Here is a 13,847-nt window from a genome sequence, read left to right on the forward strand (position 1 = left end):
TTCATGGCTTGATCGCCTCGCGGTGGTGCACCGTGACAGCCTCATCGGCGATGATCTGCTCCTCGTCGGTGGGCAGCACGAGCACGGTGACCCGGCTACGCGCGCTGCTGATGACGCGGTCATTGCTGCCGTTGGCGTGCGGGTCGAGCTCGACGCCCAGCCATGCGAGCCGCTCGCCTATCGCGGCGCGCACTTCAGGCTGGTGTTCGCCGATGCCGGCCGTGAACACGAAACTGTCCAGACCGCCCAGTGTGGCCGCAAGCCGCGCCGTCTCGCCGGCAATGCGGAACGCAAAGAGATCAAGGGCTTCGCGAGCCTCGGGACGCTCGCTTGCCAGCAGTTCACGACTGTCCGCACTGATGCCGGAAACGCCGAGCAGGCCGGATTGCTCGTACAGCATCGTCTCGACTTTCTTGACGTCGAGGGCCTTCTGGTCGAGCAGATGGAGCACGACACCGGCATCGAGCACGCCGCAGCGGGTCGACATCGGGATGCCGTCGAGCGTCGAAAAACCCATGCTGGAGTCGCGGCTCATCCCCGCCTCTAACGCACACAGACTGGCGCCGCTGCCGAGGTGCGCGGCGACGACCTTGCCGCGCGCGCGGAGCGGGAACTGACGCGCGAACTCGCCAATGACGAACTGATAAGAGAGACCGTGAAAGCCGTAGCGCTTGATGCCCTGATCGAAGAGCGGGCGCGGAATCGCAAAGCGCCGCACGAGATCGGTCTGGGTGCGGTGAAATGCCGTGTCGAATGACGCCGTCTGCAGGAGATGCGGCCGCAGATGCCGGATGGCCCGGATGAGCCGCACGCTCTGCGGCTGGTGCAGCGGGGCGAGCGGCACGAGCGCGGCGATCGCCGCGAGCGTTGCGTCGTCGATCGCCACGGGCCCGCCAAAACGATCGCCGCCGTGCACCACGCGATGGCCGACGCAAACCAGATCGTCGAGAGGAAAGTGTGCGGCGAACCATCCGAGCGTCTCGTCGAGGACCTCGTGAAGGTCGTCGTTGACGGCAGCTTTGAGCGGAATGTCGTTCGCCCCGCCGCCGTGGACGAGATGAAGGCGTAACGGCTGATGCCGCAAATCGATCAAGCCATGACCGATTCTCGACGCCGCGCGGTCCAGCACGCTGTATAAGCCGATCTTGATGGTTGAGGAGCCGGGATTGAACGTCAGCAGGAGTGGGGCGCTCATGATCGGATCGGACCTCCCGGCGTGCGTTCGGCTGCCAGCTTGGCGAGCGCCGCGGAAGCGAGGCGCACGCGCATGCTGTCGGCGCGGCTCGTGACGATGATCGGCAGGCGCGCACCGAGCACAAGGCCCGCCGCGTCGGCGCCGGCGAAGTACGTGAGTTGCTTGGCGAGCATGTTGCCGGCTTCCAGGTCAGGGACCAGCAGAATGTCTGCCTGACCCGCCACCGGCGAATTGATTTGTTTGGTTTTCGCCGCCGCGAAGCTGATGGCGTTGTCGAACGCAAGCGGGCCGTCGACCAGCGCCCCGGCGATCTGGCCACGTGCGGCCATCACGGTGAGGGCGGCCGCGTCGAGTGTGGTCGGCATTCTGGCATTGACCGTTTCCACTGCGGCGAGCACCGCGACCCGCGGCAGTTCGACGCCCATGACATGCAGCAGGTCGATCGCGTTCTGGCAGATGTCGCGCTTGTGTTCGAGCGACGGCGCGATATTGACGGCGGCGTCGGTGACGACCAGCGGCTTCGGATAGGCCGGCACGTCCATCGCATAGACATGGCTGATGCGCCGCGCGGTGCGCAGGCCGGATGCCGGCGCGACGACCGCGGCGAGCAACTCGTCCGTGTGCAGGCTGCCTTTCATCAACGCGGCAACCTGACCGGCCGCGCCCAGCTCGACCGCGCGCGCGGCCGCCGCGTGGCTGTGCTCGACCGCCTCGATCTGCGTGCCGTCGAGACTCACGCCGGCCGCCTCCGCAGCAGCGCGGATTTTTGCCTCCGGGCCGACCAGCACGGGCTCGAGCAGGCCTTCGTCGCGGGCCTCGAGCGCCGCCATGATGGCTTCCACGGAGCACGGATGGACGATCGCGGTACGCAACGCGGGACGGGTCCGCGCCTCGTGGATGAACGCCTCGTAGCGGTCGTGCCGCCGTACCGAGACATCGGGGCGCGGCGCGGACGGCCACACAACCGGTGTTGAAGGGGCGATCACGGTCGCCGTGCCTAGCAACACCACGTCGCCTGCCTGATTCGTGCAACAGGTGTCGAGCAGGACGATGCGCTTGTCCGGGCGTTTTTCCTTCACTGTCACTTTCGCCGTGACGGTGTCGCCTGGCGCGACTGGGCGGCGGAACTGCAAGGTCTGGTCGAGATAGATGGTGCCCGGGCCGGGCAGCCTCGTGCCGAGCAGGGCGGAGATCAGCGCGGCGGTCCACATGCCGTGGACCACCACGTGACCGAACAGGTCGCCCGATGCGAAAGCCGCATCAACATGCGCGGGGTTGATATCGCCGGACACGGCGGCGAACAGGTCGATATCGTTCTGCATGGCTAACCGCACGAGTGACGCCGATTCGCCGATGGCCAGTTCATCGAAAGTCCGGTTGCGCAACAGGTTGTCGTTCACAAGCGCCTCCTAAACCTGGAAAACGTAAGTGCCGGGCGCGTCCGCCAGCGGCTGACCGTTCTCGCCGGCCGGCATCGGCGGCGGCGCCACGCGCTGCGGACCCGAATGCGCTTTGAGCCAGTCGCTCCATACCGGCCACCACGATCCGTCCTGCACCGTGACGGCGGTCACCCACTCATCGGGGCCGATACGCAGGTCGTTGGCCGCGCTGAGTTTCATCCTGAAGTGCCGGTGCGGATGCCCGGGCTCGCTGACAATGCCCGCGTTGTGACCGCCGCTCGTCAGCACGAACGTGATGTCGGTATCGGACAGGTTGTGGATCTTGTAGACTGATTGCCATGGCGCGATGTGATCGCTCTCAGTACCCACCACGAACATCGGCGCGCGGATGTTGCGAATCGAGACAGGCCGCGCATCGACCACGTATCGGCCAGAAGCCAGGTCGTTATCGAGAAAGAGGCGCCGCAGATATTCCGAATGCATCCGGTACGGCATGCGGGTCGCATCGGCATTCCAGGCCATCAGGTCGATCGCCGGTTCGCGCGCTCCGAGCAGATAGTCGCGAATCACGCGCGACCAGATCAGATCGTTCGACTGGAGCAACTGGAACGCGCCGGACATCTGGTCGGCGGCAAGATAGCCTTGCGACCACATCATGCTTTCGAGGAAATAGACTTCGCTGTCGTCAATGAAAAGTTGCAGTTCGCCGGGCTCGGTGAAGTCCGTCTGCGCGGCAAACAGCGAGATCGAGACGAGCCGTTCGTCGCCGGCTTCGGCCATCGCCGCCGCGGCGATCGACAGCAAGGTGCCGCCGAGGCAATAGCCGGTTGCATGAATGCGCCGGTCCGGCGCGATCCGCGAGACGGCGTCGAGCGCCGCCATCACGCCTGATTGCCGGTAATCGTCGAGACCCAGATTGCGGTCTTCGCTCTCCACGTTGCGCCACGAAATGCAGAACACCGTGTGGCCTTGCTCGACCAGGTAGCGAATCAGCGAATTGTGCGGCGACAGATCCAGGATGTAGTACTTCATGATCCACGCCGGCACGATCAGGACGGGTTCGGCGAGAACCGCCTCGCTTGCGGGGCCGTACTGGATGAGCTCGATCAGGTGATTGCGGAACACGACCTTGCCGGGCGTGGCAGCCAGGTTCACGCCGACCTTGAACTGCTCCATCCCGGCGGCGGGCTTGCCGCAGGCCGCGCGGTTCGCATCGTCGAACGCATTGCGGGCACCCTGTGCCAGGCTCAGGCCGCGTGTGGCCGCCGCGCGTTGGAGAACTTCGGGGTTGGTGAGCGGGAAATTCGCCGGCGCCATTATGTCGAGCAACTGGCGCGCAACGAACGCCGCGACGTCCTCGTGGTGGCGCGTGGCGCCCGGCACGTTGCGGGTTGCCGTATTCCACCACTGCTCGGCAAGCAGGAAACTTTGCTGCCACAGGCGGTATGGTTCGACCTGCCACGCGTCGGCACGAAACCGGTGGTCGGCAGGCGACGGCGCCGTCAAAAGAGGCGCTGTCCGCCCGAGTGCAAGCTGGACGAGATATTCGGATAGCCGCCTCACATTCGACACGCACAGCGACGCCAGTTCGAGCTGCTTGCCCGGCGCGACCGCGAGATGAATAAGCCAATCGGACAGCGCCGCACCCAGCGCCGCCGGCGAGAGACCGGCGGTCATGCGCGCGATGAGCGCCTCCTTGGCGTGGTCCAGATCGCGAAACGTTTTGCTATCGAGGCTGGGCGCAGCGCCGCCCACTGGGGTGGGGAGGGCGGCGCTGACAGCTCGCGTGCGGGTGTCCATTGAGATTCCTTTGCGTTCGACTGCGCCTGGTTCGACGGTATCGCTGGATAAGCGCGAAACCACTGGGAGACGACGATCACGTCAGCAACAATGTTCCGGACGCGGGACATGCCTGGAAGCCAGATGCACTGCGCTGACACAGCAAAAGACGCGCCCGGATTGTGCGGCGCAGCAATTGCCTGATGTTTGGACTTTAGCCGCCCGCCGGCCCCGACCTTTGATCTCGGTCAATCGAAGTGGGGGCGGGGAAACGGGATAACCACGGGATAACCGATCGTTGAACGCTGCTTACGCGCGCGTGACGCGCGTGCCCGCCGTACCGCTTGCCATCTCCTCGATGTGGTCGAGCGAGCCGATGACTGCCGGCCGGCCAGTGCGGGTGGCGAACTCGCACGCCGCCTCGACCTTCGGTCCCATAGAGCCGGCAGGGAAAGACATCGACCGAAGTCCCGCCACCGTCACCTCGTGCAGCACGCGTTCGCTCGCCGTGTGCCAGTCGGCATAAACCGCGTCCACGTCGGTGGCGATCAGCAGCAGATCGGCGTCCACGTCTGCCGCCAGCAGCGCGCTGCACAGATCCTTGTCGATCACGGCCTCCACGCCGCAGCGGGTCCGGCCATCCGCCGCGACCGTGACCGGAATTCCGCCGCCGCCGGCTGCGATCACCACGGCATCGTGGTCGAGCAGCCAATGAATGGGCTCAAGCGCGACGATGCGTTGCGGTTTCGGCGACGCGACGACGCGCCGGAAACCGTTGCCGTCCGGCGCAACGGCCCAGCCTTTGCTGATGACCAGACGTTCCGCCTCCGCCTCCGCGTAAACGGGACCGATGGGTTTGGTGGGGTGAAGGAAGGCCGGGTCGCCGCCGTCGACCTCGACGCGCGTCAGCAGCGTCGCCACCTGCCGCTGCGGCGGCAAGGCGTTGGCCAGTTCCTGCTCGAGCAGATAGCCGATCATGCCTTCCGACTCGGCGTCGAGCACGTCCAGCGGCGCCGCGCCAGCCGCACCCGCGGCGGCGGCCTGCAATGCCAGCAAACCGACCTGGGGCCCGTTGCCGTGCGCGACGATCAACTGGTTGCCGTCGGCAAGCCGCGCGATCTGCAGTGCGGCGCGGCGGATATTGGCGATCTGGTGGGACATCGTCATCGGCTCGCCGCGTCGAAGCAGGGCGTTGCCGCCCAGTGCGATCAGAATGCGCATGATGGTTCCTTAAGCGAGTGTCGCGACGAGTACCGCCTTGATCGTGTGCATGCGATTTTCAGCCTGCGAAAACACAATCGACGCATTCGATTCGAAGACTTCGTCGCTGACTTCGAGCTCGGACAGACCGAAGTGCTCGTGAATCTGCCGGCCGGTTTCGGTCTCCAGATTGTGATAGGCGGGCAGGCAATGCATGAAGTGGGTGCGCTGTTTGCCGGTTGCTTTCATCAACGACGCGTTGACCTGGTAGGGCCGCAGGCGCTCGATGCGTGGCCCCCAGGCCTCCACCGGCTCGCCCATCGAAACCCATACGTCGGTATAGACGAAGTCGGCGCCGCTCACGGCCTCATGAGGATCCTCGACGATCGTTACGCGAGCGCCGGTCCGTTCCGCAAGGCGCCGCATCGGTCCCACGAGGTCGTCGTGCGGCCACAGTTCGCGCGGCGCGGCAATGCGCACGTCCATACCCATCTGCACGCCGCCGATCAGCAGCGAATTGCCCATGTTGAAGCGGGCGTCGCCGAGGTAGCAGAACGACAGTTCGTGCAGTGGCTTTTCACCGAATTCCTGCATCGTCAGCAAGTCCGCGAGCACCTGGGTCGGATGGAATTCGTCGGTCAGACCGTTCCATACGGGAACATGCGAATACATGGCGAGATCCTCCACCACGCTCTGGTGAAAGCCGCGATATTCAATCCCGTCATAGAGCCGGCCGAGCACCCGCGCCGTGTCTTTGAGCGACTCCTTGCGGCCAAGCTGCGAGCTCGCCGAATCGATGTAGGTGACATGGCCGCCCTGGTCGTGCACGGCAACCTCGAAGGCGCAGCGCGTACGGGTCGAGGTCTTTTCGAAAATCAGCGCGATATTCTTGCCGTTGAGCCGTGCGACTTCGTTGCCGGCGTACTTCGCGCGCTTCAGTTCCCCGGCAAGGTCGAGGAGAAAACGGATGTCGCGCGGGGAGAAGTCCTGCATGTTCAGCAGGCTGCGGTTGCGCAGGTTGAATGCCATGGTGTGCGGTTCCTTGAAATAGGGGAGGCGGAAGGGGTCTCAGACTGGGTCGCGTTCGATCGGGCAGGTCATGCAATGTCCGCCGCCGCGCCCGCGCCCCAGTTCCCCGCTCGGAATCGTGATGACTTCGACGCCCGCCTTGCGCAGCAGCGTGTTCGTGTAGACGTTGCGGTTGTACGCGACCACCACGCCTGGCGAGAGCGCAATCACGTTGTTGCCGTCGTCCCACTGTTCGCGCTCGGCCTCCCATGTATCGCCGCCGGTGGCGACGACGCGGAGCGTTTTAATACCTAGCGCCTGGGCAACGACATCGAGAAACGGCGCGGTCTCGAGCCGGACATCGAGCTTGCCCGGCTCATGCGAGGGCCGCAGGCTGGTGCAGCGGATGCCGTCGACAACGTCCGGAAAGATCGTGACCAGATCGCGGTCGCAGAAGGTGAATACCGTATCGAGATGCATGGCGCCGCGCGAGCGCGGCAACTGGGCGGCGATCACGTGTTTCACCGATTCGCTCGCGAACAGGGACCGCGCGAGTTGCGCGACGCCCTGCGGCGAAGTGCGCTCGCCCATGCCGATCAGTACGACGTCGCGCGATAACGGCATGACGTCGCCGCCTTCCAGCGTGGCGCCGCCGTGATCGAGCTCCGGGTCGCCCCACCAGATACGCGTGCCGCCGCTGAAAAGCGGATGAAAGCGGTAGATCGCCGCGCTCAACAGCGTTTCCTGGCGGCGTGCCGGCCAGTACATCGAGCCGAGTACGGCGCCGTCGTTGATCCAGCAACTGTTGTCGCGGGTGAAGAGCGTATTGGGCAACGGCGGAAGGATAAAACCGGCAGGTTCCGTGCATTGCGACAGCAGGCCCGCGGGCTTGAACGGCAGTTCGGCCCGCACGATCCCGCCAATCAGCCGGGTGGCGAGCTCGTCGGCTTTCATCTCGTCGAGCCACGGCAACAGCTGCGAGGATAATTCCAGATCGACGGTGCCCGCCGACAGCTTGCGTTCGAGCACCCAGTTGCGTGCTTCCCGGCCTTGCAGAAGGTCCGCCAGCAGGTCATGCATGTCGAGCACTTCAATGCCGTGCTCCTGCATCGCACTGACGAAAGCGTAGTGATCGGTCCTGGCCCTGGAGACCCACAAGACATCGTCGAACAGCAGTTCGCGGCAATTCGCAGGCGTCAGGCGCGCCTGGGCGAGCCCGGGCCGACAGACCATGACCTTGCGCAAGGTGCCGACTTCGGAGTAGACGCCGGGTGCCATAGCAGTTTTCCTTTTGATTAGCGGTTTACAGGCCTAGTGCGCCGCTCGCCAGCAGCCATGCGGCGATGGCGGCGAGCGCGACCAGGGCGGCCAGAATGACGGCCTCGAAGGGCTTGAAAAGACCTGCGCCGCGTTCGCGTTTCGCCCACCCGTACAGCAGCACGCCGGGCGCATAGAGCAGGGCGGAAAGCAGCAGATACTTCGGGCCGGCTGCATACAGCAACCAGCAGCAATAGACGCTCGCGGTCGCACCGATCAGCATGTCGCGGCCGCGGACGGTGTCGGTCACCGCGTAGCCTTCGCCGCGCATGGCAATGCGGGTGGCGTACACCGCCGAGAAGAGATAAGGGATCAGGATCATCGAGGTCGCGAGCGAAATCAGCGCCTGATAGGTCGCGTTCGATACCAGCGTGATAATCAGGAACAGCTGCACGAGCCCATTCGTCACCCACAGTGCATTGGCCGGTACGCCGTGGCTGTTTTCGCGCGCGAGGAAGGCCGGCATCACGCCGCCGCTCGCCGGCGTGAAAAGCGTTTCCGCCGCCAGCAAGGTCCATGCGAGCAGCGCGCCGCCGACCGACACCAGCAGCCCGAGGCTGATCAGCACCGCGCCCCAGGTGCCGACGGCCTGGTCGAGCACGCCTGCCATCGACGGGTTCTTCATGGCGGCCAGATCGCCCTGCGAGACGATGCCGAGCGACAACAGCGACACCGCCATCAGCAACAGCAGCACCACAACGAAACCGAGCATCGTGGCGCGCCCGATATCCTCGCGACGTTGCGCGCGGGCCGAGAACACATTGGCGCCTTCGATGCCGATGAACACCCAGACCGTGATCAGCATGGTGCTTTTGACCTGCGTGAACACGCCGCCGAGCTTCGGGCTGCCCCAGAAGTCCTGCGTGAAGATATGGCTTCTGAAGGCGGCGAGCGCGAGCACAATGAACAGCAGCAGAGGAACGACCTTGGCCACGGTGGTCACCGCATTGAGAATGGCAGCGCTACGCACGCCGCGCAGAATCACCGCGTGCATGATCCACAGCACGATCGACTCGCCCAACACCGCGGCACGTGTGTTGCCGTCGCCGAACACCGGAAAGAAATAGCCGAGCGTACCGAAGACGATGACGAGATAGCCGACATTGCCGATCCACGCGCTGACCCAGTAACCCCAAGCCGAGTTGAAGCCGACGAACTCGCCGGCGCTGGCGCGCGCGTATGCGTAGATGCCGTTGTCGAGATCGGGTTTGCGCGTCGTCAGGGTCTGATAGACGAAAGCGAGCATCAACATGCCCGCACCGGTGATCAGCCAGCCAATCAGTACGGCAGCGGCGCCGGCGCCCGACGCCATGTTCTGCGGCAACGAAAACACGCCGCTGCCGATCATCGAGCCGATCACAAGCGCCGTCAGCAGGCCGAGCTGCAAGGGTTTCGCCGCCTGGGCATTGGTCTGGACAGCCGGTCCGGGAGTCGACGACCTCGAAAATGAGTCCGCTAGATTCTTCATGACACGCCCTCACTGGTTTTTAAGACACAGTGATTAGGTCACTTCGGGACGGCCGGTCGATTGATCTGGATCAGTCATATATCGGTGACGGTGTCGGCCGCCGTCGGGAAAGCCGGCTCAGCCGGTGTGATGACGGGCAAGTCCGTCGTTTGACATGGATCATAAGAACCCGCTGAAGCGCACCTATGCTCGTGGCATGCACAGCGAATCCCGCAGATTGCTTTCTTTTGCAGCTTCGCCGGACAAGGCGCTGACAAAGCGATGAGGGCGATGCGCAAGCTTGCGGGCAAGCCGGCGGTTGCCGAATGCAAAGTCACAGCCGCAGTAGCGCGACGAGGCGCAGACGCCGCGTTGACCGTTTTTTGTCCGCGTGCTCAAAGGACACATCGCCAGATTCAAAGCGCTTGAATGGATGTGCTGATTCGTCGAGGGGTCGAGCGGATATGAACAACAGGCTGTTTCTCGTGCTTGCCGTCGTGGGGCTTGCGGCATGCACGACCCAGGCACGCATTGCTGAGTTCCGCGATGCCGAGATCCAACTCGAAGAGGCGCGTGCCCACGCGTGGATGAACTGTTCTACGCGCGCGGACTGCGATCGTCTATGGAGCCGGACGAAGACGTACGTCGCGCAACACTCGATAACGCCGATCCGCCGCGCGGATGAAACGGCAATCGAAACGGCCGAGCCGCATACCTACGGCGCGGTCTATATATGGGCGACAAGGACAACCGACGACAGCGGCGCCTCGACGATCAGACTGAAAGCCATGTGCCGGGGCATGTATCGCGCCGACGGCAATCCGGGCTGGCTGTACAGCACTTGCGCCGAACAGATTCGCGCAGTCGAAATGAACTTCCTGCCGTTCATCGGCGCTTCATCCTGACGGGCATCGGAGAAACCGCTTTCCCGCCCACGCCTCTTTAAGGGGTCATTTCCAGCAGGTTTGATGAAGATCAGTTTGTCGGCCGGCTGCGGCGGTATCTTCCGACTGTTCGAACGCGGCCGTATGGAGGCCCAACAATGTCGGCTCATCCGGCAGCACCACCTTCGACAATTCCGTCAGCCGCTACCGACGGGTATGTGCTCGCCGTGCGTGGCGCGGTTGTTGACGTCATGTTTGTCGACGACACGCTTCCCCCCGTCAACGACGCGCTCCTCATCCTCTCGGACGACCTCGCGCCGGTTCTCGCAGAGGTGCAAGCTCACCTGAGCGAAACAACCGTGCGGGCGCTAGCGCTGCAATCGACGGCGGGATTGCGGCGCGGCGCCCGCGTGAGCGTGCGCGGCGGCCCCATCGAAGCGCCCGTCGGCGAAACTGTTCTGGGCAGGCTGCTGGATGTGACCGGGGCGACACGTGACGACGGCGAAGCCTTATCCGCGCAGATCGAGCGCCGCCCGATTCATCGCGCGGCGCCGCCGCTCGCGTCGCAGAAAGGCACCACGACGCTTTTCGCCACGGGCATCAAGGTGATCGATCTGCTCGCGCCGCTCGCCCAGGGCGGCAAGGCGGCGATGTTCGGCGGTGCAGGGGTCGGCAAGACCGTGCTGGTCATGGAATTGATCCATGCGATGGTGGAGCGCTATCAAGGGATTTCCGTATTCGCGGGGGTCGGCGAACGCTCACGGGAAGGGCACGAAATGCTGCTCGATATGCGCACGTCCGGCGTGCTGGCGCGCACCGTGCTGGTCTATGGACAGATGAACGAGCCGCCTGGAGCCCGCTGGCGCGTGCCCTTTACCGCGCTGACGATCGCTGAGTATTTCCGCGACGAACACCGGCAAAACGTGTTGCTGCTGATGGATAACGTGTTCCGTTTCGTGCAGGCGGGTGCGGAGGTGTCCGGCTTGCTGGGACGCATGCCGTCCAGAGTCGGCTACCAGCCCACGCTCGCGAGCGAAGTCGCAAGCCTGCAGGAGCGCATCGTGTCGGTCGGCGACGTCTCGGTCACCGCAATCGAAGCGGTGTACGTGCCGGCCGACGATTTCACCGACCCCGCAGTGACCGCGATCGCCGCGCACATCGACAGCATGGTCGTGCTGTCGCGTTCGATGGCGGCCGAAGGCATGTATCCGGCGATCGATCCGATTGCTTCGTCGTCGATCCTGCTCGATCCGCTGGTGGTCGGCGAGGAGCACGCGGCGGTCGCCACCGAGGTGCGCCGGATCATCGAACATTATCGTGAGTTGCAGGACGTCATCTCATTGCTCGGTATCGAGGAACTGGGTGCCGAGGACCGCACCCTCGTGGGGCGTGCGAGGCGCTTGCAGCGCTTCCTGACGCAGCCGTTCGCCGTGACCGAAGCCTTTACGGGCGAAGCGGGCCGTTCGGTGGCGCTCGCCGATACGATCGCCGGCTGCAAGGCGATTCTGGCAGGCGAGTGCGATACGTGGCAGGAAAGCTCGCTTTACATGATCGGCACACTCGACGAAGGCCGCCTTAAAGAGCAAACCACAGCGCAAGACGGCGTGGCCCTGGCCACGGAGCAGTCGACATGAGCGGCACACTTTTGACGCTGACCTTGGCGACACCGTCACAGGTGTGGTTCGACGCTGTCGAGATCGTCTCCCTGCGCGCGGAAGATGAAAGCGGCTCGTTCGGCATCCGCACGGGACATGCCGACTTCGTCACGCTGCTGACGCCCTCAGTGGTCCGCTGGACGTGTGCGGACGGCTCGCTCCACTTCTGTGCGATCGATGGCGGGGTGCTGCTGGTATCGCACGGAACGAAGGTCTCCATTGCATGCAGGGAAGCGATCCCCGGCGACGCCCTGGAAGGCCTCGAAGCCGGCGTTCGCAGCCGCCACGCCAGCGAGGCCGATGCGGCGCGGCGCGCCCGCGTCGACCAGTTGCGGCTGCATGCGCGCGCCGTGCGCCAGATACTGCGCTATCTGCGGCCGCGCGCAGGCGCCGACGGCGCGGCTGCGGAGAGCCTTGGAGGCACGCTGCGATGACCGGGCGCCACGCCAACGAGCACAAGCTGCGCGACCAGCGGACCGCCGACGCGGCCCGGCAGGCCGCCGAGCGCGATTCGCGCGGGCGCGAGGAGCCGGAGCCGTCGCTCGGCAGCCGGCTCGGCCAGATCGGTATCCTCGGCTGGGCCATCGTCCTGCCGACGCTCATGGGTCTCGCGCTGGGACATTGGCTGGACCGGACCTTCGGCACGCGCGTGTTCTTCTCGGCGCCGCTCCTGATGATCGGCGCGGCGGTGGGCTTCTGGTCGGCATGGAAATGGATGCATCGCCAGCAACGGAACCATCATGAATAATCCACTACCGTCGACGGCGACCCAACTCGCACTGGGGCTCGCAATCGGAACCCTGGCCGGCGCGTGGCACTTCATGTCACTGCGCTGGAACTGGCCGTTGTTCGCAGCGGGCAAAGCGATGGCCGCACTGGCCTTGCAGCTTGCCAGGTTCGCGCTCACCAGCGCGCTGCTGCTGATGCTCGCGCATGCCGGCGCGCTCGCGCTGCTCGCGGGCACGATGGGGTTTCTGCTGGCGCGTGCTGTCGCGGTGCGCCGCCATGGAGGTGGCCAGTGACCACCTCACCGCTGGCGACCGCGCCGCTGCTGCATCTCGGTCCGCTATCCATTACGGAGCCGGTACTCGTCACCTGGGCGATCATGATTCTGGTGACCGTGGGGGCGGTCTTGCTGAGCCGGAGCCTGTCGATCGCGCCGACCCGGCGGCAAACCGCGCTTGAACTGCTGGTCGTGACGATCGACCAGCAGATTCGCGACACCATGCAAACCGGGCCCGCCACCTACCGTGCGTTGATCGGCACGCTGTTCGTCTTCGTGCTGATCGCCAACTGGTCCGCGCTGGTGCCCGGGGTCACGCCGCCGACCGCGCATATCGAGACCGATGCCGCGCTGGCGCTGATCGTGCTGGGCGCCACGGTCTTCTACGGCATCCACATGCGCGGCACGGCCGGCTACCTTGCGGCGTTCGCCGAACCGAGCTGGATCATGATCCCGTTGAACGTCGTCGAGCAGATCACCCGGACGTTCTCACTCGTCGTTCGCCTGTTCGGCAACGTGATGAGCGGTGTGTTCGTGATCGGCATCATCCTGTCGCTCGCAGGTCTGCTCGTACCCATTCCGCTGATGGCGCTGGACCTGCTGACCGGCGCCGTGCAAGCCTATATTTTTTCCGTGCTGGCGATGGTTTTCATCGGTGCGGCAATCAGCGATACCGATCAACAGGTCAGCATAAAAAAGGGCGAAATCTCATGAATAACCTCATCGAAGTTGTCAGCATCGCCGCCGCGGCGCTCGCCGTGTCGTTCGGCGCGATCGGGCCGGCGCTTGCCGAAGGCCGTGCGGTCGCAGCCGCGATGGATGCGATCGCGCGGCAGCCGGACTCGGCCGGAACCATGTCGCGCACGCTCTTCGTGGGGCTTGCGATGATCGAAACGATGGCGATCTATTGCCTGGTGATCGCCTTGCTGCTGCTGTTCGCCAACCCGTTCGTCAAATAG

General features: G+C 64.8%; 14 protein-coding genes. 7 read left to right on the top strand and 7 right to left on the bottom strand.

All coding sequences use genetic code 11. The annotated features are described in order from the left end of the window. Position 1: 1 nt before the first annotated feature. The 7 genes from AC3WOG_RS30255 to arcD form a co-directional block, all read right to left on the bottom strand. Entirely contained in the window at positions 2-1,195 is a 1,194-nt protein-coding gene (locus AC3WOG_RS30255; protein WP_492581479.1) for an acetate/propionate family kinase, read from the bottom strand. Beyond that, entirely contained in the window at positions 1,192-2,595 is a 1,404-nt protein-coding gene (locus AC3WOG_RS30260) for a bifunctional enoyl-CoA hydratase/phosphate acetyltransferase (protein WP_492581480.1), read from the bottom strand. Before AC3WOG_RS30260 ends, AC3WOG_RS30255 begins: the two co-directional genes overlap by 4 nt. 9 nt (positions 2,596-2,604) lie before the next feature. Continuing rightward, positions 2,605-4,395 carry a PHA/PHB synthase family protein gene (locus tag AC3WOG_RS30265; RefSeq protein WP_492581481.1) on the bottom strand — a complete coding sequence of 597 codons (1,791 nt, stop codon included), beginning with the start codon at positions 4,393-4,395 and terminating at the stop codon, positions 2,605-2,607. 288 nt (positions 4,396-4,683) lie between these two features. Further along, the gene (gene arcC / locus AC3WOG_RS30270) at positions 4,684-5,595 is read right to left on the bottom strand and encodes a carbamate kinase (RefSeq protein WP_492581482.1); all 912 of its coding nucleotides are present in this window, start codon (positions 5,593-5,595) and stop codon (positions 4,684-4,686) included. Between the two features lie 9 nt (positions 5,596-5,604). Continuing rightward, the gene (argF, locus tag AC3WOG_RS30275; RefSeq protein WP_492581483.1) at positions 5,605-6,603 is read right to left on the bottom strand and encodes an ornithine carbamoyltransferase; all 999 of its coding nucleotides are present in this window, start codon (positions 6,601-6,603) and stop codon (positions 5,605-5,607) included. A 39-nt stretch (positions 6,604-6,642) separates the two neighbouring features. After that, complete coding sequence (locus AC3WOG_RS30280) at positions 6,643-7,860, bottom strand: arginine deiminase (protein WP_492581484.1); 1,218 nt, start codon at positions 7,858-7,860, stop codon at positions 6,643-6,645. Between the two features lie 25 nt (positions 7,861-7,885). Next, positions 7,886-9,367, bottom strand: a complete 1,482-nt coding sequence (gene arcD / locus AC3WOG_RS30285; RefSeq protein WP_492581485.1) for an arginine-ornithine antiporter — start codon at positions 9,365-9,367, stop codon at positions 7,886-7,888. Positions 9,368-9,810: 443 nt separating this feature from the next. Here arcD and AC3WOG_RS30290 point away from each other — a divergent pair, with 443 nt between their 5' ends. From AC3WOG_RS30290 to AC3WOG_RS30320, 7 genes are all read left to right on the top strand, one after another. Then, on the top strand, positions 9,811-10,251 hold the full coding sequence (locus AC3WOG_RS30290; RefSeq protein ID WP_492581486.1) for a hypothetical protein: 441 nt from the start codon (positions 9,811-9,813) through the stop codon (positions 10,249-10,251). Between the two features lie 137 nt (positions 10,252-10,388). Beyond that, entirely contained in the window at positions 10,389-11,864 is a 1,476-nt protein-coding gene (atpD, locus tag AC3WOG_RS30295; RefSeq protein ID WP_492581487.1) for a F0F1 ATP synthase subunit beta, read from the top strand. Beyond that, entirely contained in the window at positions 11,861-12,319 is a 459-nt protein-coding gene (locus tag AC3WOG_RS30300; protein WP_492581488.1) for a F0F1 ATP synthase subunit epsilon, read from the top strand. The genes atpD and AC3WOG_RS30300 overlap by 4 nt, the downstream gene beginning before the upstream one ends. Then, positions 12,316-12,633, top strand: coding sequence for an AtpZ/AtpI family protein (locus AC3WOG_RS30305; RefSeq protein ID WP_492581489.1), 318 nt, complete (start codon positions 12,316-12,318; stop codon positions 12,631-12,633). Before AC3WOG_RS30300 ends, AC3WOG_RS30305 begins: the two co-directional genes overlap by 4 nt. Further along, positions 12,626-12,907 (top strand): N-ATPase subunit AtpR, encoded by a 282-nt coding sequence (locus AC3WOG_RS30310; protein WP_492581490.1) that lies wholly within the window; start codon positions 12,626-12,628, stop codon positions 12,905-12,907. Before AC3WOG_RS30305 ends, AC3WOG_RS30310 begins: the two co-directional genes overlap by 8 nt. Then, entirely contained in the window at positions 12,904-13,602 is a 699-nt protein-coding gene (locus AC3WOG_RS30315) for a F0F1 ATP synthase subunit A (RefSeq protein WP_492581491.1), read from the top strand. The genes AC3WOG_RS30310 and AC3WOG_RS30315 overlap by 4 nt, the downstream gene beginning before the upstream one ends. Next, positions 13,599-13,847 (top strand): F0F1 ATP synthase subunit C, encoded by a 249-nt coding sequence (locus AC3WOG_RS30320; protein WP_492581492.1) that lies wholly within the window; start codon positions 13,599-13,601, stop codon positions 13,845-13,847. The genes AC3WOG_RS30315 and AC3WOG_RS30320 overlap by 4 nt, the downstream gene beginning before the upstream one ends.

The sequence above is a fragment of the Paraburkholderia sp. FW306-02-B genome (assembly GCF_058782725.1).